This is a genomic window from Sphingopyxis sp. LARHCG72 (assembly GCF_052871675.1).
The window spans coordinates 391522-412162 of the sequence record NZ_JBIXJU010000001.1 but is presented as its reverse complement, the minus strand read 5'-3'; the positions used below and the strand labels follow the sequence as shown (position 1 = coordinate 412162).

The 20641-nt window shown below is 68.5% G+C and carries 26 protein-coding genes; 5 read left to right on the top strand and 21 right to left on the bottom strand.

What is annotated here, in order from left to right; genetic code table 11:
• Positions 1-13 precede the first annotated feature (13 nt).
• Positions 14-409: a YkvA family protein gene (locus ACIPPQ_RS02015; protein WP_446542538.1), complete on the top strand. Its 396-nt coding sequence runs from the start codon at positions 14-16 to the stop codon at positions 407-409.
• Between the two features lie 45 nt (positions 410-454).
• Here the strand turns inward: ACIPPQ_RS02015 and ACIPPQ_RS02010 are convergent, their stop codons facing one another.
• Both ACIPPQ_RS02010 and ACIPPQ_RS02005 read right to left on the bottom strand, forming a co-directional pair.
• On the bottom strand, positions 455-1486 hold the full coding sequence (locus ACIPPQ_RS02010; protein ID WP_446542537.1) for an NADP-dependent oxidoreductase: 1032 nt from the start codon (positions 1484-1486) through the stop codon (positions 455-457).
• Between the two features lie 132 nt (positions 1487-1618).
• A complete protein-coding gene (locus ACIPPQ_RS02005) occupies positions 1619-2839 on the bottom strand; it encodes a polyhydroxyalkanoate depolymerase (protein ID WP_446542536.1) in 1221 nt (406 codons plus the stop codon).
• 276 nt (positions 2840-3115) lie between these two features.
• Here ACIPPQ_RS02005 and ACIPPQ_RS02000 point away from each other — a divergent pair, with 276 nt between their 5' ends.
• The 3 genes from ACIPPQ_RS02000 (at position 3116) to ACIPPQ_RS01990 (ending at position 5855) form a co-directional block, all read left to right on the top strand.
• Entirely contained in the window at positions 3116-3373 is a 258-nt protein-coding gene (locus ACIPPQ_RS02000) for a YjhX family toxin (protein WP_446542535.1), read from the top strand.
• A gap of 118 nt (positions 3374-3491) precedes the next feature.
• On the top strand, positions 3492-5291 hold the full coding sequence (locus ACIPPQ_RS01995) for an ABC transporter transmembrane domain-containing protein (RefSeq protein ID WP_446542534.1): 1800 nt from the start codon (positions 3492-3494) through the stop codon (positions 5289-5291).
• Positions 5292-5318: 27 nt separating this feature from the next.
• Positions 5319-5855, top strand: coding sequence for a DUF1993 family protein (locus ACIPPQ_RS01990; RefSeq protein ID WP_446542533.1), 537 nt, complete (start codon positions 5319-5321; stop codon positions 5853-5855).
• A 25-nt stretch (positions 5856-5880) separates the two neighbouring features.
• On the opposite strand, the gene ACIPPQ_RS01985 is transcribed toward ACIPPQ_RS01990, so the two are convergent.
• The 11 genes from ACIPPQ_RS01985 to ACIPPQ_RS01935 all read right to left on the bottom strand — a co-directional run bounded on the left by ACIPPQ_RS01985 (position 5881) and on the right by ACIPPQ_RS01935 (position 15471).
• Positions 5881-6306, bottom strand: coding sequence for an ExbD/TolR family protein (locus tag ACIPPQ_RS01985; RefSeq protein WP_446542532.1), 426 nt, complete (start codon positions 6304-6306; stop codon positions 5881-5883).
• Between the two features lie 233 nt (positions 6307-6539).
• The gene (locus ACIPPQ_RS01980) at positions 6540-7658 is read right to left on the bottom strand and encodes an OmpA family protein (RefSeq protein ID WP_446542531.1); all 1119 of its coding nucleotides are present in this window, start codon (positions 7656-7658) and stop codon (positions 6540-6542) included.
• A gap of 129 nt (positions 7659-7787) precedes the next feature.
• Positions 7788-8240 (bottom strand): DUF2793 domain-containing protein, encoded by a 453-nt coding sequence (locus tag ACIPPQ_RS01975; RefSeq protein WP_446542530.1) that lies wholly within the window; start codon positions 8238-8240, stop codon positions 7788-7790.
• An 11-nt stretch (positions 8241-8251) separates the two neighbouring features.
• Complete coding sequence (locus ACIPPQ_RS01970; RefSeq protein WP_446542529.1) at positions 8252-10429, bottom strand: GTA baseplate fiber-binding domain-containing protein; 2178 nt, start codon at positions 10427-10429, stop codon at positions 8252-8254.
• A 2-nt stretch (positions 10430-10431) separates the two neighbouring features.
• Complete coding sequence (locus ACIPPQ_RS01965) at positions 10432-10842, bottom strand: NlpC/P60 family protein (protein WP_446542528.1); 411 nt, start codon at positions 10840-10842, stop codon at positions 10432-10434.
• Complete coding sequence (locus ACIPPQ_RS01960; protein WP_446543095.1) at positions 10835-11650, bottom strand: DUF2163 domain-containing protein; 816 nt, start codon at positions 11648-11650, stop codon at positions 10835-10837. Before ACIPPQ_RS01960 ends, ACIPPQ_RS01965 begins: the two co-directional genes overlap by 8 nt.
• On the bottom strand, positions 11650-13974 hold the full coding sequence (locus tag ACIPPQ_RS01955; protein ID WP_446542527.1) for a DUF2460 domain-containing protein: 2325 nt from the start codon (positions 13972-13974) through the stop codon (positions 11650-11652). The genes ACIPPQ_RS01960 and ACIPPQ_RS01955 overlap by 1 nt, the downstream gene beginning before the upstream one ends.
• Entirely contained in the window at positions 13974-14558 is a 585-nt protein-coding gene (locus ACIPPQ_RS01950; RefSeq protein ID WP_446542526.1) for a tail tape measure protein, read from the bottom strand. Before ACIPPQ_RS01950 ends, ACIPPQ_RS01955 begins: the two co-directional genes overlap by 1 nt.
• Positions 14551-14754 carry a phage tail assembly chaperone gene (locus ACIPPQ_RS01945; protein ID WP_446542525.1) on the bottom strand — a complete coding sequence of 68 codons (204 nt, stop codon included), beginning with the start codon at positions 14752-14754 and terminating at the stop codon, positions 14551-14553. The genes ACIPPQ_RS01950 and ACIPPQ_RS01945 overlap by 8 nt, the downstream gene beginning before the upstream one ends.
• 1 nt (position 14755) lies before the next feature.
• Positions 14756-15067, bottom strand: a complete 312-nt coding sequence (locus ACIPPQ_RS01940) for a GTA-gp10 family protein (RefSeq protein ID WP_446542524.1) — start codon at positions 15065-15067, stop codon at positions 14756-14758.
• A complete protein-coding gene (locus tag ACIPPQ_RS01935) occupies positions 15064-15471 on the bottom strand; it encodes a phage major tail protein, TP901-1 family (protein ID WP_446542523.1) in 408 nt (135 codons plus the stop codon). The genes ACIPPQ_RS01940 and ACIPPQ_RS01935 overlap by 4 nt, the downstream gene beginning before the upstream one ends.
• A gap of 49 nt (positions 15472-15520) precedes the next feature.
• On the opposite strand from ACIPPQ_RS01935, the gene ACIPPQ_RS01930 reads away from it, so the two are divergent.
• A complete protein-coding gene (locus ACIPPQ_RS01930; protein WP_446542522.1) occupies positions 15521-15856 on the top strand; it encodes a hypothetical protein in 336 nt (111 codons plus the stop codon).
• 37 nt (positions 15857-15893) lie between these two features.
• Here the strand turns inward: ACIPPQ_RS01930 and gp17 are convergent, their stop codons facing one another.
• From gp17 to ACIPPQ_RS01890, 8 genes are all read right to left on the bottom strand, one after another.
• Positions 15894-16286 (bottom strand): tail completion protein gp17, encoded by a 393-nt coding sequence (gp17, locus tag ACIPPQ_RS01925; RefSeq protein WP_446542521.1) that lies wholly within the window; start codon positions 16284-16286, stop codon positions 15894-15896.
• A complete protein-coding gene (locus tag ACIPPQ_RS01920) occupies positions 16283-16831 on the bottom strand; it encodes a head-tail connector protein (protein ID WP_446542520.1) in 549 nt (182 codons plus the stop codon). Before ACIPPQ_RS01920 ends, gp17 begins: the two co-directional genes overlap by 4 nt.
• On the bottom strand, positions 16831-17112 hold the full coding sequence (locus ACIPPQ_RS01915; protein ID WP_446542519.1) for a phage fiber-tail adaptor protein: 282 nt from the start codon (positions 17110-17112) through the stop codon (positions 16831-16833). Before ACIPPQ_RS01915 ends, ACIPPQ_RS01920 begins: the two co-directional genes overlap by 1 nt.
• Before the next feature lie 14 nt (positions 17113-17126).
• Positions 17127-17282, bottom strand: a complete 156-nt coding sequence (locus ACIPPQ_RS01910) for a hypothetical protein (RefSeq protein ID WP_327453332.1) — start codon at positions 17280-17282, stop codon at positions 17127-17129.
• Complete coding sequence (locus ACIPPQ_RS01905) at positions 17279-18682, bottom strand: tail fiber domain-containing protein (protein ID WP_446542518.1); 1404 nt, start codon at positions 18680-18682, stop codon at positions 17279-17281. The genes ACIPPQ_RS01910 and ACIPPQ_RS01905 overlap by 4 nt, the downstream gene beginning before the upstream one ends.
• Before the next feature lie 100 nt (positions 18683-18782).
• Positions 18783-19922, bottom strand: a complete 1140-nt coding sequence (locus tag ACIPPQ_RS01900) for a phage major capsid protein (RefSeq protein ID WP_446542517.1) — start codon at positions 19920-19922, stop codon at positions 18783-18785.
• A gap of 5 nt (positions 19923-19927) precedes the next feature.
• Positions 19928-20317 (bottom strand): HK97 family phage prohead protease, encoded by a 390-nt coding sequence (locus ACIPPQ_RS01895; RefSeq protein ID WP_446542516.1) that lies wholly within the window; start codon positions 20315-20317, stop codon positions 19928-19930.
• Positions 20314-20631, bottom strand: coding sequence for a DUF6127 family protein (locus ACIPPQ_RS01890; RefSeq protein ID WP_446542515.1), 318 nt, complete (start codon positions 20629-20631; stop codon positions 20314-20316). Before ACIPPQ_RS01890 ends, ACIPPQ_RS01895 begins: the two co-directional genes overlap by 4 nt.
• Positions 20632-20641: the final 10 nt, after the last annotated feature.

The window sequence follows — 20641 nt, the reverse complement described above, 5'->3', positions numbered from 1 at the left end:
TAATGATCAAATGATGACCGGCAAATCCCTTTCCGAACGCATCGGCGACCTTGGCCACCGTCTCGCGGTCGAGGCGCACGCCGCCTGGCTCGCCGCGCGCGACCCCCGCGTACCCTGGCTCGCGCGCGCGCTGGCGATCGCGGTCGCCGCCTATGCGCTGTCGCCGATCGACCTGATCCCCGATTTCATCCCCGTGCTCGGCTGGCTCGACGACCTGATCATCGTGCCCTTGGGCCTGCTCGCTGTGCGCCGCCTGATCCCCGCGCCGCTCTGGGCCGAGCTTCACGCCGCCGCCGAGGCGGCAAGCGAACGCCCGTCGAGCCGCACCGGGATGGCCTTCATCCTGATGCTCTGGGCGGGGCTGCTCTATATCGTCTATTGGTCGGTGCGCACATCGCCCTGGCATTGACCCGGTGCGCAGCCCCGCAGCAAGCGGTATGCCGACGGCGCCGGGCTATTCCGTCCCGTCGATCCGCAACAGCTGCTTGCCATGGCTGGCGCCGCTGAACAGGCGCAGGAAGGTGTGCGGGACCGCCTCGAAGCCGGACTGAATGTCGGTACGATAGCGTATGTCGCCGCCGCGAACCCATTGCCCGAGCTGCTCCATCGCCGTGGGCACCCGATCCAGATGATCAAGCAGGATAAAACCGCGCATTTCTGCTCGCTGCGAGACCAGGCGCATCAGATTGCGCGGACCGGGAGCCGGGCGCTCGTCATTGTAACCCGCGATTGCGCCGCACAGGACGATCCGGCCGAAACGCCCGATATGCGCAATTCCCGCTTCGAGGGTGGCGCCGCCCACATTGTCGAAAAACAGGTCGATCCCGTCCGGTGCGAGGGCCCTGAGCCGCGCGCGTATATCCTCGTTGCGATAATCGATTGCGGCGTCGGCGCCATAATCCTCGATCAGCCAACGACATTTTTCGGGCCCGCCGGCGATCCCGATGACACGCGCACCATGGAGGCGCGCGACCTGCACCGCGATCGATCCGACAGCGCCCGCTGCGCCTGAAACCAGTACGCAATCGCCCGCGCCGAGGCGCCCGACATCCAGCATACCGACATAGGCGGTGAGGCTGGCCGCGCCCAGCACGCCCAACGCCTCTTCGGGTGCGACGTCGGCCGCTATTGGCACCGGATCGGCTTCGCCTGCCCGCGCTGCGACGGCATAATCCTGCCAGCCGAACAGTCCGCGCACCATGGCCCCCTCGGGATAGGCGGGGTTGGCGGAGGCGATTACGCGCGCGACGGCGCTGCCGCGCACCGGCTCGTCGATGGCGATGGGCGGCATATAGCTCGCGACGTCGTCCATCCAGCCGCGCTGGGCGGGGTCGAAACCGAACATGAGATTGCGGACGAGAATTTCCCCCGCAGCCAGGTCGGGACGGGGCAGAGGCGCATCATATCGCCGGAAATCATCGACAAGCACCTGCCCCGTGGGACGGCGGGCCAGCAACCATTGGCGATTGATGATCGGCTGGGGCATGGCAACACTCCGGTGCCCGGGACAGGGCCGGATTGTTATGGCTGCCGCTCGCCGCCGTCGCCAGCCCGCCATTGTCCTGCGGCGCGCACATATTGTTTTCGGGGGCGGCGGGCCACCCGTCGCAGCCGAACCTTACCCGCCGTGCGCGCGAATCCACTTCTCGACCACCGGCGCGATCTCGTCGCGCCATTTGCGGCCGTTGAAAATGCCGTAATGGCCGACGCCCTTGGCCATCAGATATTTCTTCTTTTCGGCCGGCAGTGCCTTGGCGATCGTCAGCGCCGCCTTGGTCTGGCCAATCCCCGAAATATCGTCGCGCTCGCCCTCGATCGCGAGGATCGCGATATCTTCGATCAGGCCGACATCGACCGGCTGGCCACGATGCGTCATCTCGCCCTTCGGCAACAGATGGCGCTGGAACACCGCGTCGACCGTCTGCAGATAGAATTCGGCGGTCATGTCGCACACAGCGCGATACTCGTCGTAGAATTCTTTGGTCTTGTCGGCGCTTTCGCCGTCGCCATCGACGAGATGTTTGAACATCTCCCAATGGCTCATCATGTGATTGCCAAGGTTCATCGACATGAAGCCCGCGAGCTGGAGGAAGCCCGGATAGACCCGGCGCCCGGCGCCCGGATACCAGGCCGGAACGGTCGCGATCACATTTTCCTGGAACCAGGCATAGGGCCGCGTCGTCGCATGCTCGTTCACCGCGGTCGGCGCTTTCCGCGTGTCGATAGGCCCGCCCATCATCGTCAGCGTCTTCGGCCGGCACTTGTGCTTGTTCGCCGCCATGATCGCCGCGGCGGCGAGGCTCGGCACCGACGGCTGGCACACCGCGAGCATATGCGCGCCGGGGCCGATATGCTCGAGCCACGCGATCAGGTAATCGACATAATCGTCGAGGTCGAACTTGCCGGCCTCCAGCGGCACGTTGCGCGCGTCGCGCCAGTCGGTGATCCACACATCATGATCCGGCAGCATCCGCTCGACCGTGCCGCGCAGCAACGTCGCATAATGACCCGACATCGGCGCGACGATCAGCAGCTTGGGCGCGTCTTTCGCCCCCTTGTGCTTGAAATGCTTGAGCTGGCCGAACGGCTTGCGCGCTTCGACCACCTCGGTCACCCGCACCGTCTCGCCCGCGACTTCGGTTTCGTACAACTCGAACCCCGGCTTGCCGCGCGGCGCCGACGCGTGCGCGAACACCTCGAGCGCCGACGCGAACATCGGGCTGCCGCTGAAATAGCCGAGCGGATTCGCCGGGTGCTGCATCACCTGCGCCCCCGCCGTGGCGAGCGCGCTCGCCCCCGCGAGCCAGTTCTTCTGCATGTCAAACGCGTGATAAAGCATATTCGATTCTTCCTTGCGTGACCCCGGCGGCGCTCTTCGGCGCCTGCTCATTGGTTAGCAGTCTAGGGGCTCCGTCTCATTGTGCAATGCATCATAATCATTGCGGGGCGTACCGATTGCGAATAATCTTCCCGTCGCAGGCGCCTGATGCGCCGATGGAGTGATTATGTCTGAGATTGCGGGCAACCGCTAACATCCCGGCGAAAACGGGATGTGCGCTGCGTGCCGACCCCCGGTCGGCGCGCCGTTGTTGCATGCAAAATCCGGACATATCCCATGAATATCTCGAAAGCGGAGCAGCGTGTGCTCCATGTGCTGGCGCAGGGCGGCATGATCCGCCATCGCCGCGGCGAGGACGGCCATATCGTCGAGGCCTTGTGCTTCACCCGCGACGGCTTTGTCCTCGCCAGTACCGGCCTGTCCTTGTTTCACCGGCTACGGCGCCGCGGCTTCATCGGCTCGCACGGCGGCGCGCCGTACCGCATCACGCAGGCGGGGCTTCGCGCCGTGCGCGCGCAGCTCGACAATCGCTGACAAAGGGTGGAGCGCGGCGTCCTTGCCGCGCTCCTTGCAGCGCGACTTCAAAGCGCTTGAAGCAGCGCCGCATTCTGCATCGTTGAGCGCGGTCTCTACCGCTGCTAGGGCCGGTGCGATGGCCAGCCAAACCGACCTTTCCGCCGCGAAAGCTTCCGCTGAATCCCGCCGCAAGCTCGGCAGCCTGCGCATGGTGTGGCATTATGCCAGCCGCTATCCGCTGCAGCTGGTTATTGCCGCGATCGCGCTGGGGATCGCGGCGCTCGCGACGCTCGCGATCCCGTATCAGTTCAAGGAAATGATCGACAGCGGCTTCATCGCCGGCGGCGGCAATGTCGCGCCGCATTTCCGGCTCTTCTACGCCATCTGCATCGCGCTCGCCGTCGCGACCGCGCTGCGTTTCTATTTCGTGAGCTGGCTCGGCGAACGCACCGTCGCCGACATCCGCCAGGCGGTGCAGCAAAACCTGCTGCGCCTCGCTCCCGGCTTCTTCGAGGAAAACCGCCCGTCCGAAATCGCTTCGCGCATGACGTCGGATACCGCGATCATCGAGCAGGTCGTCGGCACCACCGTCTCGGTCGCGCTACGCAACACCGTCATGGGCATCGGCGGCATCATCTATCTGTTCAGCCTTTCGCCCAAGCTGACGGCAGGCATATTGCTCGGAATCCCCGTCATCATCCTGCCGATCGTCCTCCTCGGACGGCGGCTCCAGAAGGTTTCGCGGACGAGTCAGGACCGCGTCGCCGACATCGGCGCGACGACCGCCGAACAGATGGGCGCGATGAAGATCGTCCAGGCATTCGGACAGGAAACGCGCGAGGCCGAACGTTTCTCGACTGCCGTCGAAGCCAATTTCGCCACCGCCAAGCGCCGCATCCGCCTCCGCGCGATCATCACCGCGACGGTCATCGGGCTGCTCTTCGGCGCGATCACCACCCTGCTCTGGTACGGCGCCGAAGGCGTCGCGCAGGGTACGATCACGGGTGGGACCATCGCCGCCTTCGTGCTTACCGGCGGGCTCGTCGCGGGGGCGTTCGGCGCGCTCACCGAAGTCTATGGCGACCTGCTCCGCGCCGCGGGCGCGGCCGAGCGGCTGAGCGAACTGCTCCATGCCGAAGCCAGCATCGCCCCCCCGGCAAAGCCGCGCCGTTTCCCCGAGCCGCCCGTCGGCACGCTCGAGTTCGCAAACGTCGAATTCCGCTATCCGACGCGCCCCGACGCGCCGGCGCTCCACGATTTCAGCCTCGCGATCCGCCCGCGCGAAACGGTGGCGATCGTCGGCCCGTCGGGCGCGGGCAAGTCGACCTTGTTCCAGCTCGCCGAGCGTTTCTATGATCCGCAGCGTGGACAGATCCTGCTCGACGGCGTCCCGCTCACCGAGGCCGACCCCGCCGACATCCGTGCGCGTATCGCGATGGTCCCGCAGGAAACGGTAATCTTCGCCGCCTCGGCGCGCGACAACCTTCGCTACGGCAATTGGTCGGCGAGCGACGAAGAGCTGTGGGAAGCCGCGCGCGCGGCCAATGCCGAGGAGTTCCTCCGCAAGTTGCCGCAAGGCCTCGACACCTTCATGGGCGAGGGCGGTGCACGCCTGTCGGGCGGCCAGCGCCAGCGCGTCGCGATCGCGCGCGCGCTGCTCCGCCGCGCGCCGCTGCTCCTCCTCGACGAAGCGACCTCGGCGCTCGACGCCGAATCCGAAAAGCTCGTTCAGGACGCGCTCGAAACGCTGATGCACGACCGCACGACAATCGTCATCGCGCACCGCCTCGCGACCGTGCGCGCCGCCGACCGCATCGTCGTGATGGACGACGGCCGCATCGTGGAGGAAGGCAAGCACGACGAACTCGTCGCCGCCGACGGTCTCTATGCCCGCCTCGCGCGGCTCCAGTTCCAGGACAAATTCGCCGCCGCCTGACCGACCCGACCAACGAAGGATATGACGATGCTCTACGACCTCACCGTACCGGCGTATCAGAACGGCCTGCGCGCCTTGTCCGGGGAGCTTTCGCGGGCCCGCACATGGGGCGAGGAGAATGGCATCGGCGAATTGCAGTTCGCGGTCGCGCGCCTCGCGCCCGACATGTTCCCGCTCGCCGCACAGGTCCGCTTTACGTGCATCCAGGCGCTGCAGCCGCTCGCGCGTCTCGCAGGTACCGCTGTCCCGGATTTTGCCGAGGACGCCATCGATTTCGCGGGGATGCAGGATCAGCTCGCGGCCGCCCTCGCCTTCCTCGACGCAGTCGATCCCGCCGCGCTCGGCGATGACGGCGACCGCGGTGTCAGCTTCACGCTGCCCAACGGCATGGCGTTCGACATGCGCGCGTTCGACTATGTCCGCGACTGGGCGCAGCCGCAATTCTACTTCCACCGGACCGCGGCCTATGCGGTGCTGCGCCATATGGGCGTCCCGCTCGGTAAGGCCGACTATGTCAGCTATATGATGCGCTACCTCCGTCCCGGGACGGCCCCCGCCGCCTGATCGGCGACGAGAACCGCGTCACGGATCAGATCAGGCCAGCGTAGCTGTGGATCCCGGGGAAGGCGAGTTTCGACCCACCGTTGCGCCGGATCGCACCGATCGCTTCATCGACGCGCAAATAGCGCGCGCGGGCGTCGGGTTCGAGCAGGATCGTAGCGGGGTCGGGACGCTCCGCGGCTTGTTTTACCAACAAGCCGAGTTGCGCCAAGTCGACGGCCTCCTCATTCCAGCGGATCACGTCTGCGGTGTCGATCGTCACGCGATTCGCGTCGAGCACCCTCGCATCCCGCGGTGGCCCGACGGGCAGCGTGACATCGACGCTGTGCGTCGGCGGCGGGATGGTGATGATGAACATCACCAGCATCACCAGCATCACGTCGATCAGCGGCGTCGTGTTGATCATCGGGCTGGCGTTGGGATCTGTACGGAAAATGCTGCGGCGTCGGCGCATGGCTTCTCTCCCGGTTCGGGGAGGCGGTCCGCGACTATCGGGAGCCCACCCCGTCATCGGAGCGGGGGTGACCCCGCTCTATTTGTGATGGTATATCATAATACCGCTAAAGCAAGCGCAATTCGGACAATTTCGTCGCGGTGCACCCGCACGCGCCGCGCATAAAGAAAGGGCGGCACCTTTCGGTACCGCCCCTCTTTTCTTCCAGTCCCCGTCGGGGATGGAAACCCGTCTTACATGCCCGAGTTCGGACCGTAAGTGATTTCCACGCGACGGTTCTGGTCGTTGCGGACGCCATCGGCGGTTGCAACGGCCGGGCGGCTTTCGCCGAAGCCCTGCGCGCTGATCGAGCCATCCGAGATACCGCGAGCGGTGAGATAGCTGCGAACCGCGGTGTTGCGACGTTCCGACAGGCCGACGTTGTACTTGGCCGAACCCGAACGGTCAGCGTGACCGGCGAGCATGACCTGCGTACCCGTGCAACCACGGTTGTAGGCGCTGATCGCGTTGTCGAGCGTCGAAGCCGCTTCCGGCGTGATGTCCGACTTATCCCAGTCGAAGTACACGATGTACGGTCCGGGCTCACACTGCACGACCGGCGGCGGCGGCGGAGGCGGCGGGGGCGGCGGGGGCGGGGGCGGGGGCGGCGGAGGAGCCGGTTCCACCGGCGCCGGAGCGCCACCGAAGTTGAACGTCAGCGTGCCGAGGATCGAGTGCGAACGGAAGCGCGTCGAAACGTCGCGGCCGCGCTGGTCGACCAGGTCGAGGTTGTCGGCGTTGAAGAAACGATACTTCAGGCCAACGTCGATGTTGCTGCTGAGCGGAGCGCGGATACCCGCGATCGCCTGCCATGCAAAGCCGGTGTCCGAATCGTCGAGGAAGTTACCGGCATAGACCGGCTCAACCGAAACGCGGGCAACACCGGCACCACCGCCGACAAAGCCCTGAAGGCCGTCGTCGTCACCGAAGTCGAGCATGCCGTTGACCATGAAGCTCAGCGCGTTGGTGTCGCCGGCGAGATCGAACGAACCCGTTGCCAGATTGCCTGCGCCGCTAACCGACTGCGGGATACCCGGGGTGGCGAAACGGCCCGACTTGATGTCGGCTTCACGATAGCCGACTTCGACTTCCGCACGGAAACCGCCGAAGTCATAACCGACGGTACCTTCGAAATCATAGCCAGCGCGATGATCGAGCGTACCGGCATTGTTGAAAGTGCCGATATCGAGGTCAAGGTCCTCGACGAGCATTGCGCCAGCACCCACACCAACATACCAGGAGTTGTCGCGCGCCAGAACGGGCGACGCCAGGGTGGTGGAGGCCAACGCCAGAGCGACGGCAAGCTTCCTCATAGTAATTCCCCTTTCAATTGAGATATACGTCTCGGCAGACGTCCTACTCGCCGCTTTGGTTCCGTGCAAGTGAACAAATCGTCAATCTGTTGCCAAAAAGTCGCACTAACAACGCGATCGAACGGAAATTCAGCCTGAAATCAGAAGACCCTGCGCGGCGAGGTGAAGGATCAACGTTGAGATGGCACTACGCGCTTCGGAGTCGATTATCGATCCTCCCGCCGGTGCCTCGATCACGCCGGGCGCGATCCATGCGCCCGCTTCGAAACGCAGCTGCGCCCCGTCGGTCAGCCGGGTCACCGACATCCCCTCGCGCGGCGGCACGAAGCGCCATCCGCCGACGGTCCAAAGCGCCAGCGCATTTTCCTGATCCGTCCAGTCCCCGGTCGGCGCGGCGCCGACGATCCAGCATTGCCCGCTGGCGGGGCCGGACGGCGGACTGGCTAGCGGCCCCGCCTCGATCGCGGCATGGATCAGCGCATCGAGCCGCGTCAAAGCCTCGTTGTGCGTGACCTCCTTTTGCGCCTGCGCGACGGCGAGTAACGGTAACGCAAAACGCGATGTAGAGGGCATGTCGGTCATGACTAATCCTTTCAGGTCAGCGGCAAGGACAACGGGGACGACAGTGCGAAGTCGCCCGCCTGACGAATCTCGAGGGTGCATCCCGGCGGCAGTTCGGCGAGTTCGGCCGCGCTGATATCGAGGGTCGGCGAGGCCCTCTCCCACGGGCCGATGCCGGCAATCGGCGGGGAAATCGCGACACGCCACGCCTCGCGGCTTTCGCCCATCGGCAGGTCGACATGGTCGCGCCAGCCTGTGTCGACGCGGCTGCGGCGGATCCAGCCGACCGTCACCCCGCCCGCGCCATCGGGCCGGATCTGTCCGTGCACCGGCGCCAGCGGCCGCAGCGCCCGGCCCGATCCCGGCACCGCGACATCGGAGAGATCCGTCCCGCCGCGCGGCGCCCATTGCAGCACCGCCCCGCCCGCTTCCGCCCATCCCGCGACCGTTTCGGGCAGCGTCAGCAGCGCGGGGTCGTCGAGCAGGACGAAAGGCGCACCCGCCATATGTGGCACATCGGCCGCGGTGCCGGCGCGTCCGCGCAGCAAGCGCGACAGGCGCCAGACCCCCGGCGCCACGATATCGGCGGTGCCGAATTGCAACAGTTCGCCGCCCACCATCGCCCGGTTCGCGCCGCCGAGCAGGGCCGAATCGTCCACCGATTCGAGTGTCATCGCCGGATTGACCAGTTCGAGCAGCACGGTGTTGGAAAGATCGAACAGGCCCTCGGCCCCCGCGGCGAGCGGCGCAACAAGCTGCCCCAGCGCCGCCGACGGCCGCAGCGTACCGACGGGGATCGGTTCCGCACCCGGCACCGCAACGACCCAGCAATCGGCGCCGCGCCAGCCATTATTGCTTCCGGCCCCCGCGATCAGGATATGCGGCGCCGAAGCGGCCGGGCTACCGGTGTTGGGCAGGTCGAACAGGTGCACCGTGCCCGCGGCATCGGGCCAGTCGGGCGCAGGAACCGGAATCCCCGGCGCCGCCGGAAGCTCGACTGCCGGCAGCGGCGCATGGCGCTTGAGTTCGAGCAGGATTTCGCGCGCCCGAACCGTCCGCCCCGCCAGCCGCCACGCACTGCCGTCGGCCAGCACCACCACCCGGCCGACCGGCAGCGCGAGCGCCGCCAGATCGGCTTGCCAGATGAACGTCTCGCGCCCGTCGGCGGCCGTCGTCGCCAGCCGCTCGGCCAGCGCGCGCGCGGACGCCGCGGGCAGGACCGCGGGCAGGTCGATCCGCTCCTCGCGTAGCCCGCCCCCCGCGACGCGGCTCGATTGCTGTCCAAGCTGGTAATCGCGGTCGGGTTCGTAATGGCGCAGCCGGATCGAGCCGGGCAGCGCCGACAACGGCGCGCGGCGCTGCTCGGCCCGGTCGGCCTCCGCTTCGTCGCGGCGCGCTTCACGAAAATCGGCCAACGCCAGCGCGGCACCCGTCATCGCGGCGGGCGCGAGGCGCCACGGGCCGGGGCCGCTCGCCAATCGGACACCGTCGACGTCGAACAGCGGCGCCAGCGCGTCGCGCGCCCGGTCGCCCGATGCTGCATAGCCCGAAAAGGGCCAATCGCCCGCGCAAAGCCCGGCCTCGCCGAGCAGGCTGTTGCCGACCAGCCCGGCGTCGATGTTCCCCGCATCGGCCTCGACCTCGAAGGTCAACGAGGGAATCCGGTTGCCGAATGACCCCAGCTCCAGGTCCTCGAAGACGGCATAAGCGAGCCCGCGAAAAGCGCTCGCCGAACCGACCCCGAGCGCCGAGGCGATCAGCGGGTCGACCGCCTGGTCCTCGCTTCCGTCATGCCAGCGAAAGGTGCAGCGCTCCTGGAACGTCCCGCTCGATCCGCGCAGCAGATTGCCATCGGCCCAGATCCGCCCGATGCCGCCAATCGGCCGCGACGACAGCGCCACCGCGAGCGACACCGAATAGCTATATTCGTTGGTCGACGGCCGCCCCTTGCCGCCGCCTCGCTTGCTCCGCCGCTCGATCAGGTCGGTCGCCCAGATCACGCTCCCCGCGACACGCATTGTCCCGAACAGTTTCGGGATTTGCTGGCCATAGGTCGACGCCTGCACTTTCAGGTCGGCGAGCCGCGGCCCTTCACGCCCCTTGGGTTTGAAAATCGCCGCATCGACCTGCTGGCCGATCGCCGCGCCGATCGCGGCCCCCACCGGCCCACCGACAATCCCGCCGACCACCGTCAGCACCAAAGTCGCCATTGCTATTCCCCGTTTGAAAGGCGCCATCGCACCGCCGCGCGCGCCGGGGCATCGAGCGGTGCCTCCACCACGCGGCGCAGCCCGGCATGGGCGTGAATCAAGGTCTCCGACCCCAACAGGCCGAGATGATATTGCCGCGCCGGATGCACGATCACCGCGACATCCCCGACGCGGGCGGCATCGACGCCGACGCAAAACTCCGCTTCGACCAGCGCCGCTTCGACCCGCTCGCGCGACCAGCCGCGTAGCGGATAACCCACCGGCCGCATCAGCCGCCGCCCCGCCGCGGCATAGGCGGCCCACACCAGCCCCGCGCAGTCGAGCCCCGTCACCGGGTCGCTTCCCTGCACCCGGAACGGCACCCCCACCATCGCCCGCGCCGCCGCAAAGGCCCGCGCCGCAAGGTCATCCACCGGGATAACGCGTCAGCAGGTCGTTGCCGGGCAGATGCGCCTCGCCGCGGAAATTCACCGCATTGGCAAAGCGGTCGCGACAGGTCGCCAGCTGCCGGTCGCATCCTTCGATCAACCGCACGCGGACCGGACCCGCCGGAACAACAGCCGGCGCCTCGGCGAGATGCAGGACCGCCCCGTCGGCTGCGATCACCGGGCTCGCCAGCCCGCAATTGGCGCCCTCCATCCACATCAGCTCGCCAAATCCCATGCCGCCCGCGACGGCGTCGAGCGTCACCGTGCGGCCGTCGACCGCCACCACGCGCCGAAAATGCGTCAAGGGCGCAAGGTCGACGCGGCACGCGCCGTCGCCCAGCTCCGCCCGGCACGACGGCGACGTCGCGGGGCACACCGGCCGGTCGAGCAGCCGCGTCACTCCCTGCAACTCCGCCGCAAAGGCCGATCCGCGCCGCTCGATGGCGCCCAGCGATCCCCGCGCCACCGTCACCGGCGCGACGCCGGGCGCACTCCAGTCGGTCACTAACAGTTCCAGCTCCGCGCCGTCCCAGCGCCCGGCGTCGAGGTCGCGCGCCGCGATCGCATCGCTGGCGATCGCGCCCTCCAGGTCCATCGTCGCGGCGTCGAGGCTGTCGCTCGTCTCGAGCGCCGACGGCTTCATCCCCGGTGCCGCGCGATAGACGATCCCGCCTACCGCGAGGTCGCGGTCGTGCGAGGTCAGCCCGACTACGACCCCGTCGCGCCGCGCCAGCCGCCAGCACCACGCGAGCGTCACGACTTCTTCGCGCAGCCATCCCGGCGCTTCGAGCATCACCATGGTGCCCGCACTTCGACCAGCGGCACGCTTGCCAGCTCGCCGGCAAGGAAGGTCGCACGGCTCACCTCCAGCCTATCCTCGGAAAAGCGCACCGGCACGTCGAACAGGAAGCCCGCGCGCACCGCCGCCCCGACCGCCGGCGCGACGTCGAGCAGCACCTCGCCCTCATCGGTCAGCAGGAACGCCGCCGTCTCCAGCCCGTCGACCGACACACGGACGCTGCCTTCGACCGGTAACCTGATGTTCCGCACCTGCTCGGCATCACCGGCGCCATAGCGCTTCACCAGCGCAAACTGCCGCCGCGCGCCGTCGCCGGCCCCCAGCATCTGGTCACCCGCCGTCGGCAGGCCGTCGTCCGCCGCCGAGCTGCCATCGAACGGATCGCGAAAGCGGAACGCCCGCGCCGCCCCGCGCCGTGCGCGGAAAAAATCGGCAAGCAGCCGCACATCGGCCTCCGACCGGATTCCCGGTCCGGCGTCATAACGCATTCGCGCCTCCGCCCATTCGCTCGCGCGCTGCTCATGCCCTGATGGCGAGCTCACGATCTGCGTCGAAAATTCGGTCGCGACCATCGCTTCGCGCCCGATCGCCAGCGGGAAATCCACCGCATCGAAAGCCTGCACCGCACCCTCCCCGTCAAATGTCACGAACCCGTCGCGCGCCACCTGCGGCAGCGCCCAGACAAAGGCGCGCGCCACGCCGGCACCCCGCGCGCGATCGGCCGCATCGGCGATCGCCGCCCATTGCGCGCGGTCTTCCGCGCGCAGCACGAAACCCGAAAAATAATGCTGATCTTCAATTGCATAACCGAGCCCCAGCACCATCGCGGCACGCGCGCTTGCCGTCTCCGCCCCGCGCCCACCGGTCACCCAGTCATAATCTTCGAGCTGCAGCACATCGAACGCCGGCGCCGCCCACCCGAGCGGTACATTGGCGCGCCGCACCGCCGGAGCCGCGGGGTCGAGAACGGTCGGCAGGTAGACGAGCAAATGGCTCACCAAATGCGCCGCCCCCGCCTCATCGCGCGCCGCCGCGACTAGCGCCGCAGTCGACGTCGCGAGCAACGTCCCCAGCGCATCGAGCATCGCCAGCTGCGGCGCGCCCAGTGCCCCACGCACGTCGGCAATCGCCACGCTCGCCGACCCCAGCGCCGCCGTCGTCGCCGCATCATAGGCACAGATCCGTCCGCCCGCGGCGATCCACCACCATGGCTCGCCGACCTGGAATTTCATCGGCAAGTCCGCCGCCGCCGCAATTGCCACAAACGTCCGCGCGACCAGCTGCAAATATCCCATCGCCGCCGCGTTCGCCGGGGACAGCAAGGTCGATGGCGGCTCCCACCCCGTCAGCGCGGGTGCTCCGTCCGCATCGCGCTGCTTCCAGTCGGCCGGGCAATAGGCGTCGAACAGCTCGTAGGAGAGCGACCAGATCACCCCCAGCCCGGCATCGCGGCACGCCGCCGCGAACGCCGCATGCCACGCCGCGCACGGCGCATTGATCGCCCCGCCCGCAACGCTCGCGTGAAAGCTGCCACCCGCCGCTTCGAGCCGCATATAATGGCTCATCCCGACATAATGGACGATATCGCCGCGATAGCCGAGCTGCACGACCTGGCGCACCAGCCGCGCCGGGGTCAGGTGGTAGCTGTCGTCATAGCCGCTCGCGATCCCGAGGCCGTGCTCGGGCATCACCGCGTCGCCGACCGCGAGCACCGACCCCGATCCCGATGCGGCGATCGCGCTCATCTCGGCCCAGCCCGCCACCGGTACCGTCAGCACGGCGTCGCCGCCGTCATAGTCCGGCGGCACCAGCGAAATGAACATCCGGTCGATGTCACCCGCCCACACGGGGTCGGCCTCGCCCGGCAACAGGAAGCCGCCGTCGAGCGCGTCGAAATCAAGGCGAACGACCGCATCCTCGCCCGTCCCCTCGGCATAATTCCACAGCCGCACATACCAGGCGCGCGGGTTTCCCTCCGCATCGCGTCCCTCGATCGTCAGCGTCGGCCCGTGCAGCGCATCGAGCGGCTTGATCCCGCCCGAGCGCCACTGAAATTTGAGCTGCGTATGCCGGAAATCACGCTTCGTCTCATACGCCAGCAAAGGATGATCCCACCGATCCTCCGCCTCCCAGATCAGCCCCGCGAGGTCCTCTTTCCGATAAAAGACCGCCTCGACGCGCAGCACCCCCGGTGCATCGCTCGTCACGCTCGCCATCATCGGCCGCGCAAAATCGACCGTCCAAAAGCGGGGATCGAACCGCTTGAGCCAGCCTTTCCGATGATGGGGCTCGGCGGCCGCCACCAGCGCCCACCCCATCAATCTTCTCCCGCCGCGACTGCACGCCGCACCGCGCGCGCCAATTGCCGCCCCGTCTGCGCCAGCCGCTGCGGCTCACCTCCCGCCTCGCCGCGTACATTCACCGTGATAGCAATGTTGCGTACTGCGCCTCCCGCCGCCTCGATCCGCCCGCTCGCCGTCGGCACGAACAGTTCGGGGCCGCGCTCGCCGACGCGATAGGCGCGTCCCGCGCTCACCGGCCCGCCCGTCGCGCGCCCCGGCGCCCCGAACAGCGCCATCGCGATCGAGGTGCCGAGCGACAGCAATCCTCCAGCTCCGCTCCCCGATCCGCCGCCGCCGCCCATCGCCGCGTTGATACCGCCCGAAATCGCCGCACGCGCGATCTCGTTCATCACCGACAGCGCGAGCCGTTTCAGATCCTCGAACCCCATCTTGCCGCTGACGATCGCGCGCGACAGCGCGCGTTCGATCGCACGCCCCGCATCCTCGGCGCCCGCGACGAGCGGCCCGCCCAGCTCGGCGCGCAGCGCCGCAATGTCGCGCCGGAAGGCGCCGGTATCGGCACGCACCGCCACGACCATCTCGTCGATCTCGTCACCCATCGGGAAACCTCTCCATCATCGCGGCAAGCGCCGCGCCATCGACCGGCGCATCCGCATCGGTCTCGACCCATCCCGCCAGCGCGGCGCACACATCGGCGGGGGTCGCGGCCCAGAACTCGTCGGGCCGCCATCCGGCGACGCGCGCCATCACGCCGGCCAGCGCCATCGCCGCCCGGCCCAGCCGCTCGTCCGCCATCTTATCGTCCCTGCAATATCTGCCCCAACAGCACGCGCAGCGCCGGCGTCACCGCCGCCAGCCCCTCTGCGACGACCGCTTCGCCGACCATTTCGCGCGTCAGCGCCTCGGGCCGCTCTTTCACACAATGCCAGAACAGGCTCGCCAGCTCGCCCAGCGCCAGCCGTCCATCGGCGGCGCGCTCGACCAACGCGAACAACGGCCCCAGTTCGGCCTCCGCCGCCACCAGGGCCGCAAAGCTCGGACGCAGTACCAGTACGCGCTCGCCGACGAGCAGCTCGGCCTCGCCGCGCAGCGCATTGGCGGCGCTCACAGGCTCACCACCGCGCCGCTCGATTCAAGGTTCAGCGTGTAATTGCGCTCGCCGTTATAATCGCCGGCATAATCGAGCCGCGTGACAAGGAAGCGCCCACGCATCCGTTCCCCGCTTTCAAAGCTCAATTCATAATCGTCGAGGACTCCCGACAACGCCGCGCCGCGCAGCCGCACCTCGGCGTCCGACCCGGTGAAGATGCCCGCCGCGCTTACCGAAACCGACCGCACCCCGGCCCCCGACAACAGTTCGCGCCAACCGCCCGAATCCTTGGTCGTGACGTTCACCGCCTCGCCGTTCACCGACATCTGCGTGGTGCGCAGGCCCGCGACCGTCCGGTACGCCGGCGGCACGTCGCCATCGCCGATCTTCAGCAGAAAATCGCTCCCATTTTCAATCGCCATCGTCTAATCTCCTCGGGTAAAAAATCATCCGCTAACGGGGAGTCGCAGGATGCTGATCACGACAATAGTTTTGGCCCTCATGGTGCAGTCGCCCTCGGCGACGGTCGACACGACGCGCGCCGCCTTCACCAAGTGCCTGCGCACCGACATGAAGAAGGCGCTCGAGGCCAAGATGGAAGAGGCCGAATATGAGATGACGGTGAAGGCGAATTGCTCCACCGAGCGCGAAGCCTTCCGCAAGGCGGTGATCGCGCTCGGGCGCTCGGGCGGCGATTCCGAAAAGGTCGCGGGCGAGGACGCCGAAATGCAGATCGACGATTACCACGCCAATTTCACCGACAAGTTCAAGGACTATAAATCGACCAACACGCTGCCGGGCGACTGATCGCTCCAGCTCCCCCTTCCCTTCGGGGAAGGGGCGTTCACGCCGCGAGACACCGGCACCGCACGACCATTTCATGCCGCCAGCCGCCATCGCGAGCGAAGGTGAAGCGCGTCCGGATCGTCCGCGCTGCGACCACCGTCCAGGCGCCGGCTGGCCCGCGCATCGCGTGCGCCACGGCATCGATCCGCGCCGCCGCTGCATCGCCGTCCGCGCCGCCGACGCCCACCAGCGTCAGCGCCAGGCGTATTTCGCGCCCGGCGCGGTCCTTGGTCCCCCAGTCGCTGCCCTCCGCCGTACCGACCGTGACATAGGGCGCGCTCGCACGCGGCGGGGTGCCGTCGAAAATGCCATGGACCAGCCCCGCCAGCGCCGCGTCCTTCGCCAGCAGGTCCAGCGCCCGCGCGCGCAGCGCGCCTTCGGCGCTCGTCATTGCCCGCCCCCCAGCGTCAGGCGCCGCCACGGTTGCCACAGCGCCGCGATCGCCGCCGGCGGCGCCGCGCCCGCACCGTCGCGCGCATCGTGCAAATGCTGCGTCATGCGAAGGATGCCCTGACGGATTGCCTCGGGAATGTCGTTTGCGCCCTCGGCGATTCCCGCGCGATACGCGACGCACGCGCGCTCTGCGCCGCGCGGATCGTCGATCGTCACCCGCGCCGTGCCGTCGCGGCCGATCGCCGTCCGATAGTCGCCCGCGGCCAGCGCCACCGTGCCGCCATCCGGCAACAGCAGGTCGACCGCGTCGATCCCCACGACCGGCCGCGCGCCCGGCTGGATCACGCCGCCCGGCGCGAGCGGCAGGATATCCTCGCCCGCCCGCACGATCAGCCACTGGCCGACAAAGGCTTCGCAGACGCTGGTCGCCGCGCGAACGAGCCCCGCCACCACCGCATCGTCGATCGTCGCTCCCAGCCGCAGCCAGCTGCGCGCCTCGTTCAGGCTCACCGGGACTTCGCCCGGCACCAGACTTTCCGCCATCACCGCTCCTCCACCCGCACCGTCATCGACCGTTCGTCGATCTGGCCGTCGCTCAAGGTCACGCGGTTGGTGACGCGATAGACACGCCCCGCGACCCCGCCCGCCAGCGTCGCGGTCGCGCGCATCAGGTCGTGCGCCGCGCCCGCAACCGCGACGCCGCCCGCCTCGTCCGGCACGACCGTCCACGCGCTCGCGGTCACCGCCTGCCCGTCGGGATAGGCGACCGCCCAGTCGAATTCGAAATCGATCCGGCTGTCCGGATCCTTCACCATCATCGTCATGCCGGTCCTTTCGTTCAGGGTTTGCGGATGATCACGCGGCGACCCGCCTCGCGGACCAGCGGCACACCGACTTGCGGCGCCGCGGGCGCGGGGCCGCTCCATTCGCTGGCGAGGTCGCGGCGTGCGACATCGCCGATCGCGCGCGAACCCAGCGCCGATCCGCCGGTCATGCCGCCGTCTCCAGCGCCGCGATCCGGCGCTCCTGCGCGGCGATCAGGAACAGGGCCAGCTGGTCGGGGCGCAGGCCGAAACGATATCCGGCGGCACGCGCGCACCGCTCCGCACCATCGGGATTGGTTGCGACCGCCGCGTCCCACGCGTCGCAGCACAAAAAGGCATAGCGTGCGGCTCCCGGCCTCCCATCGGCGTCCAGCGGCGCGATCAGCCCTTCGTCGGCCATGATCGCCCAAACCGTCTGCGCGCGGGCTCCGAAATGATAGCGCGCGCCATCGGCGCCCTTTTCGGCGATCGCCTCGTTCCACTGGTAAAAGCCCAGTTCGGCGACGATGCGGGCCGCGGCGCGCATTTCGGCGTCGCTCGCCCCGCCGCGCCATCTCTTGTCGCGCGCGTCGGACGTGTTGATCACCCCCGTCGCGGCGAACAGCAGCGACCAGCGCGCGGTCGCGGTGCCCAGCGTCTGGCCCCCGTCGATGCCCGGCCGGACCGGGCCGCCGGGTTCGGCGATCAGGCGCGGCGCCCCCGCAGTCACATCGTAAAAGATCAGCGATCCGACCCCGACGCCGCCGACATTCTGCCCGATCCGCCAATCGCGGTCGGGGGTCACGATGCGCAGCTGCGTATCGGTCGCGCCCGCGTTGGTCGCCTCGACCGTCACCAGCGTCGCATTCGGCTGCACGACGTGCAGCGCGGCCGCCGGCGCGCTCGTCCCGATACCGAGGTTTCCCGACGCCGACAGGCGCAGTCGCTCGGTCCCGCCCGTCGCGATCGCGATCATGTTCGCGCCCGGACGGAACAGCCCGCAATCGGGGTCGGCGGCAAAGCTTATCGCGGGCACTGCCGCGCTGCCGTCCGCCGCGCCGAGCGGCCCGCTCAGCCCGTGGCGTCCGCCGGCGTCGCGAAACGGAAAGGTGGCCAGCGGCACATTCACCCAGCCGTCGTCGCGGCGGACGGTCACCAGGTCGCCCGCGGCCGCATTCGCCGCGACGCCATGCGTCGTCGAAAGCGGCTGCTTCGCGGCGAGGCCGGTTTCCAGCGCCGCGATCGCATCGTCCTGCGCCGCTTCGCCGCCATCGCTCGCGGCGAACCAGCTCGCCCCGACGGTCAGCGCGATCGTCTTGAGGCCGGGAAGGAAATCGACCGTCGCGCCGCCGCTCGACGACGCGGCGACGCTGTCGCGGACCAGCCGGCCCAGCGCGTCGATCCACCCCTCGCCGGCTTCCCATTGGTCGGGATGCGCGATCCCCGCGACGGCGTAATGAAACGGCATGTTCGGCGGGACGGCGCCCGCAAAGCGGCGATGGCCCGGCACCGCGCCCGTGGGCATCAGCGGTCCGGTCCCGCCTTCCTGGCACAGCTCGCGCACCAGGTCGGCGAAAAAGGGGGTCGGCATGGCGAGGCCATCCTTTCCAGTATCGATAGCAGGAAAATTGGCGCCCGGCGCGGCTTCCGAAAGGGAAGAAGCCGGCGCCGGGCGCCCATCGCGCGCCAGCTTAGCTGGCGGCGAACTTCATCAGCTTGATCGCCTGCGAATCGATGATCGCGCCGCCGACCCTCTTGGTTGCATAGAAATGCACGAAGGGCTTGTTGCTGAACGGATCGCGCAGGATGCGCGTCTCGCCGCGATCGGCGACAAGGTAGCCGGCGCGGAAATTGCCGAACGCGATCGACAGGCTGTTCGCCCCGACATCGGGCATATCCTCGGCCTCGACCACCGGATAACCCAGCAGGGTCGCGGCCTGCCCCTCGACCATCCCCGGCTGCCAGATGAAGGCGCCGTCGGACGTCTTGAACTTGCGGATGCGGCCGAGCGTGTCGCTGTTCATCACCCAGCACGCCCCCTGCCGGTACGGCGCCTTCAGCGAATGGACCAGCTCGACCAGCTTGTCCTGCGGGTTCGACGCCGGAAAGGCGCCCGCCGTCCCGGTTGCCAGATGCTGCAACGTCCCGAACGCACGCACGCTGTCGATCTCGTTCGTCGTCGCATAGGTCAGGAAGCCCTTGGGCCGGTTCGTCCCGTTGCCGTTCACGAACGCGCTGCCCTCGGCGACCGCAAATTCGCGGCCGAGCTGCTCGGCCAGCCAGTCCTCGACGTTGAACATCGCATCGTCGAGCATCGCCTGGCTTGCCGCCGGATTGGCATAGAGCTCGCCCGACGGCGGCGCGATCTCGGCAAAGCTGCGCGTCGCGGTTTCGGGCCGCGCCGCGGTCTCGCCGACCCAGCCCGCGCCCATCGATCCCGTCGCGACCAGCTTGCGGTATCCGCTCGTCCCCGTCTGAACGACGGTTGCGATCGACCGGATCGGCGACAGCGTCTTCAGCGTCGCCGCGATCGAACCATCGATCTCGCGCGGCACCGCATAACCGCCCTCGCCGCCGCTCGCCCCCGACAGGCTCTTCATCTCGACGCCCGCATCGATCCCGCGCCGCAGGTATCGCTCGACAAAGGCATCGCGCGCCGGATCCGCCGCCTTCGCGCCGTCGAGCGGCAGCCGCGATGCCGCCACCGCCTGCGCGTCGACTTGGCGCTGCAAGGCCGCGACCGAAGCCTTCAGCTCGTCGACCGCCTCGGCCGCCAGCACCGCGTCGAACGCGCCGTCGAGCGCGTCGGCTTTCACTTCCATATCGTCCATGCTTGTCACTCCTTCACCACCTGAATCACCCGTGCGAGCGGCTGCATCGGCGCCGCGACCAGGCTCACTTCGGCGAGATCGAGCGCGACCAGTTCGCGCGGATTGCCGCCGCGCGAAGCCTGCACCCGATATCCAAAGCTGAGCCCCGTCAGCGCGCCCGCCGCGACGAGCTTCGCCGCCGCCGGATGCGTCACCCGCGCCACGACCCGCAGCCCCCGCGCGTCCTCCGCCAATGTCTCGATCACGCCGATGCTGGCGCCCGGCCGATGCTGCCACAGCAGGGGCACCGCCCGCCGTTCGCGCAAACTCGCCGCAAAGGCCCCGCTGCGCACGACATCGCCCCCGCGATCGACCCGGTCGAACACCGAAGCATAGCCCGCAAAGCGCACGCTCATTTGAGCAGCCCCGGCAGCCCCAGCTTCATCGCCAGCCCGACGACCAGCAGCGCCAGCATCCCGCGCACCGCCCAGTCGACCACCGCCGCCCACACGCTCTTCTTCGCATCGCGCCACGCACCCAGCAGCTGGCGCAAATCGCCGATATCGTCGCGCGCCGCCTCGTCGGCGAGGCCGAGCCTCGCCAGCGCGCGCCGAGCCCCGAGCTCGCTCGCCTCCTCGACGACCGCTCGCAGCAACGCCGCGTCGGGCACACCGGCCACACCCGTCCCCGCCAGCGCGATCAACCGCGCCAGCGCTTCGTCTTCGTCCATGTCGATTTCT

Bases quoted from the DNA above. Each gene is read 5' to 3' on its own strand.
- ACIPPQ_RS02015 (WP_446542538.1), top strand. From the start codon at position 14: ATGACCGGCAAATCCCTTTCCGAACGCATCGGCGACCTTGGCCACCGT.
- ACIPPQ_RS02010 (WP_446542537.1), bottom strand. From the start codon at position 1,486: ATGCCCCAGCCGATCATCAATCGCCAATGGTTGCTGGCCCGCCGTCCC.
- ACIPPQ_RS02005 (WP_446542536.1), bottom strand. From the start codon at position 2,839: ATGCTTTATCACGCGTTTGACATGCAGAAGAACTGGCTCGCGGGGGCG.
- ACIPPQ_RS02000 (WP_446542535.1), top strand. From the start codon at position 3,116: ATGAATATCTCGAAAGCGGAGCAGCGTGTGCTCCATGTGCTGGCGCAG.
- ACIPPQ_RS01995 (WP_446542534.1), top strand. From the start codon at position 3,492: ATGGCCAGCCAAACCGACCTTTCCGCCGCGAAAGCTTCCGCTGAATCC.
- ACIPPQ_RS01990 (WP_446542533.1), top strand. From the start codon at position 5,319: ATGCTCTACGACCTCACCGTACCGGCGTATCAGAACGGCCTGCGCGCC.
- ACIPPQ_RS01985 (WP_446542532.1), bottom strand. From the start codon at position 6,306: ATGCGCCGACGCCGCAGCATTTTCCGTACAGATCCCAACGCCAGCCCG.
- ACIPPQ_RS01980 (WP_446542531.1), bottom strand. From the start codon at position 7,658: ATGAGGAAGCTTGCCGTCGCTCTGGCGTTGGCCTCCACCACCCTGGCG.
- ACIPPQ_RS01975 (WP_446542530.1), bottom strand. From the start codon at position 8,240: ATGACCGACATGCCCTCTACATCGCGTTTTGCGTTACCGTTACTCGCC.
- ACIPPQ_RS01970 (WP_446542529.1), bottom strand. From the start codon at position 10,429: ATGGCGACTTTGGTGCTGACGGTGGTCGGCGGGATTGTCGGTGGGCCG.
- ACIPPQ_RS01960 (WP_446543095.1), bottom strand. From the start codon at position 11,650: ATGCTCGAAGCGCCGGGATGGCTGCGCGAAGAAGTCGTGACGCTCGCG.
- ACIPPQ_RS01955 (WP_446542527.1), bottom strand. From the start codon at position 13,974: ATGGGGTGGGCGCTGGTGGCGGCCGCCGAGCCCCATCATCGGAAAGGC.
- ACIPPQ_RS01950 (WP_446542526.1), bottom strand. From the start codon at position 14,558: ATGGGTGACGAGATCGACGAGATGGTCGTGGCGGTGCGTGCCGATACC.
- ACIPPQ_RS01945 (WP_446542525.1), bottom strand. From the start codon at position 14,754: ATGGCGGACGAGCGGCTGGGCCGGGCGGCGATGGCGCTGGCCGGCGTG.
- ACIPPQ_RS01935 (WP_446542523.1), bottom strand. From the start codon at position 15,471: ATGGCGATTGAAAATGGGAGCGATTTTCTGCTGAAGATCGGCGATGGC.
- ACIPPQ_RS01930 (WP_446542522.1), top strand. From the start codon at position 15,521: ATGCTGATCACGACAATAGTTTTGGCCCTCATGGTGCAGTCGCCCTCG.
- gp17 (WP_446542521.1), bottom strand. From the start codon at position 16,286: ATGACGAGCGCCGAAGGCGCGCTGCGCGCGCGGGCGCTGGACCTGCTG.
- ACIPPQ_RS01920 (WP_446542520.1), bottom strand. From the start codon at position 16,831: ATGGCGGAAAGTCTGGTGCCGGGCGAAGTCCCGGTGAGCCTGAACGAG.
- ACIPPQ_RS01915 (WP_446542519.1), bottom strand. From the start codon at position 17,112: ATGACGATGATGGTGAAGGATCCGGACAGCCGGATCGATTTCGAATTC.
- ACIPPQ_RS01910 (WP_327453332.1), bottom strand. From the start codon at position 17,282: ATGACCGGCGGATCGGCGCTGGGTTCGCGCGCGATCGGCGATGTCGCA.
- ACIPPQ_RS01905 (WP_446542518.1), bottom strand. From the start codon at position 18,682: ATGCCGACCCCCTTTTTCGCCGACCTGGTGCGCGAGCTGTGCCAGGAA.
- ACIPPQ_RS01900 (WP_446542517.1), bottom strand. From the start codon at position 19,922: ATGGACGATATGGAAGTGAAAGCCGACGCGCTCGACGGCGCGTTCGAC.
- ACIPPQ_RS01895 (WP_446542516.1), bottom strand. From the start codon at position 20,317: ATGAGCGTGCGCTTTGCGGGCTATGCTTCGGTGTTCGACCGGGTCGAT.
- ACIPPQ_RS01890 (WP_446542515.1), bottom strand. From the start codon at position 20,631: ATGGACGAAGACGAAGCGCTGGCGCGGTTGATCGCGCTGGCGGGGACG.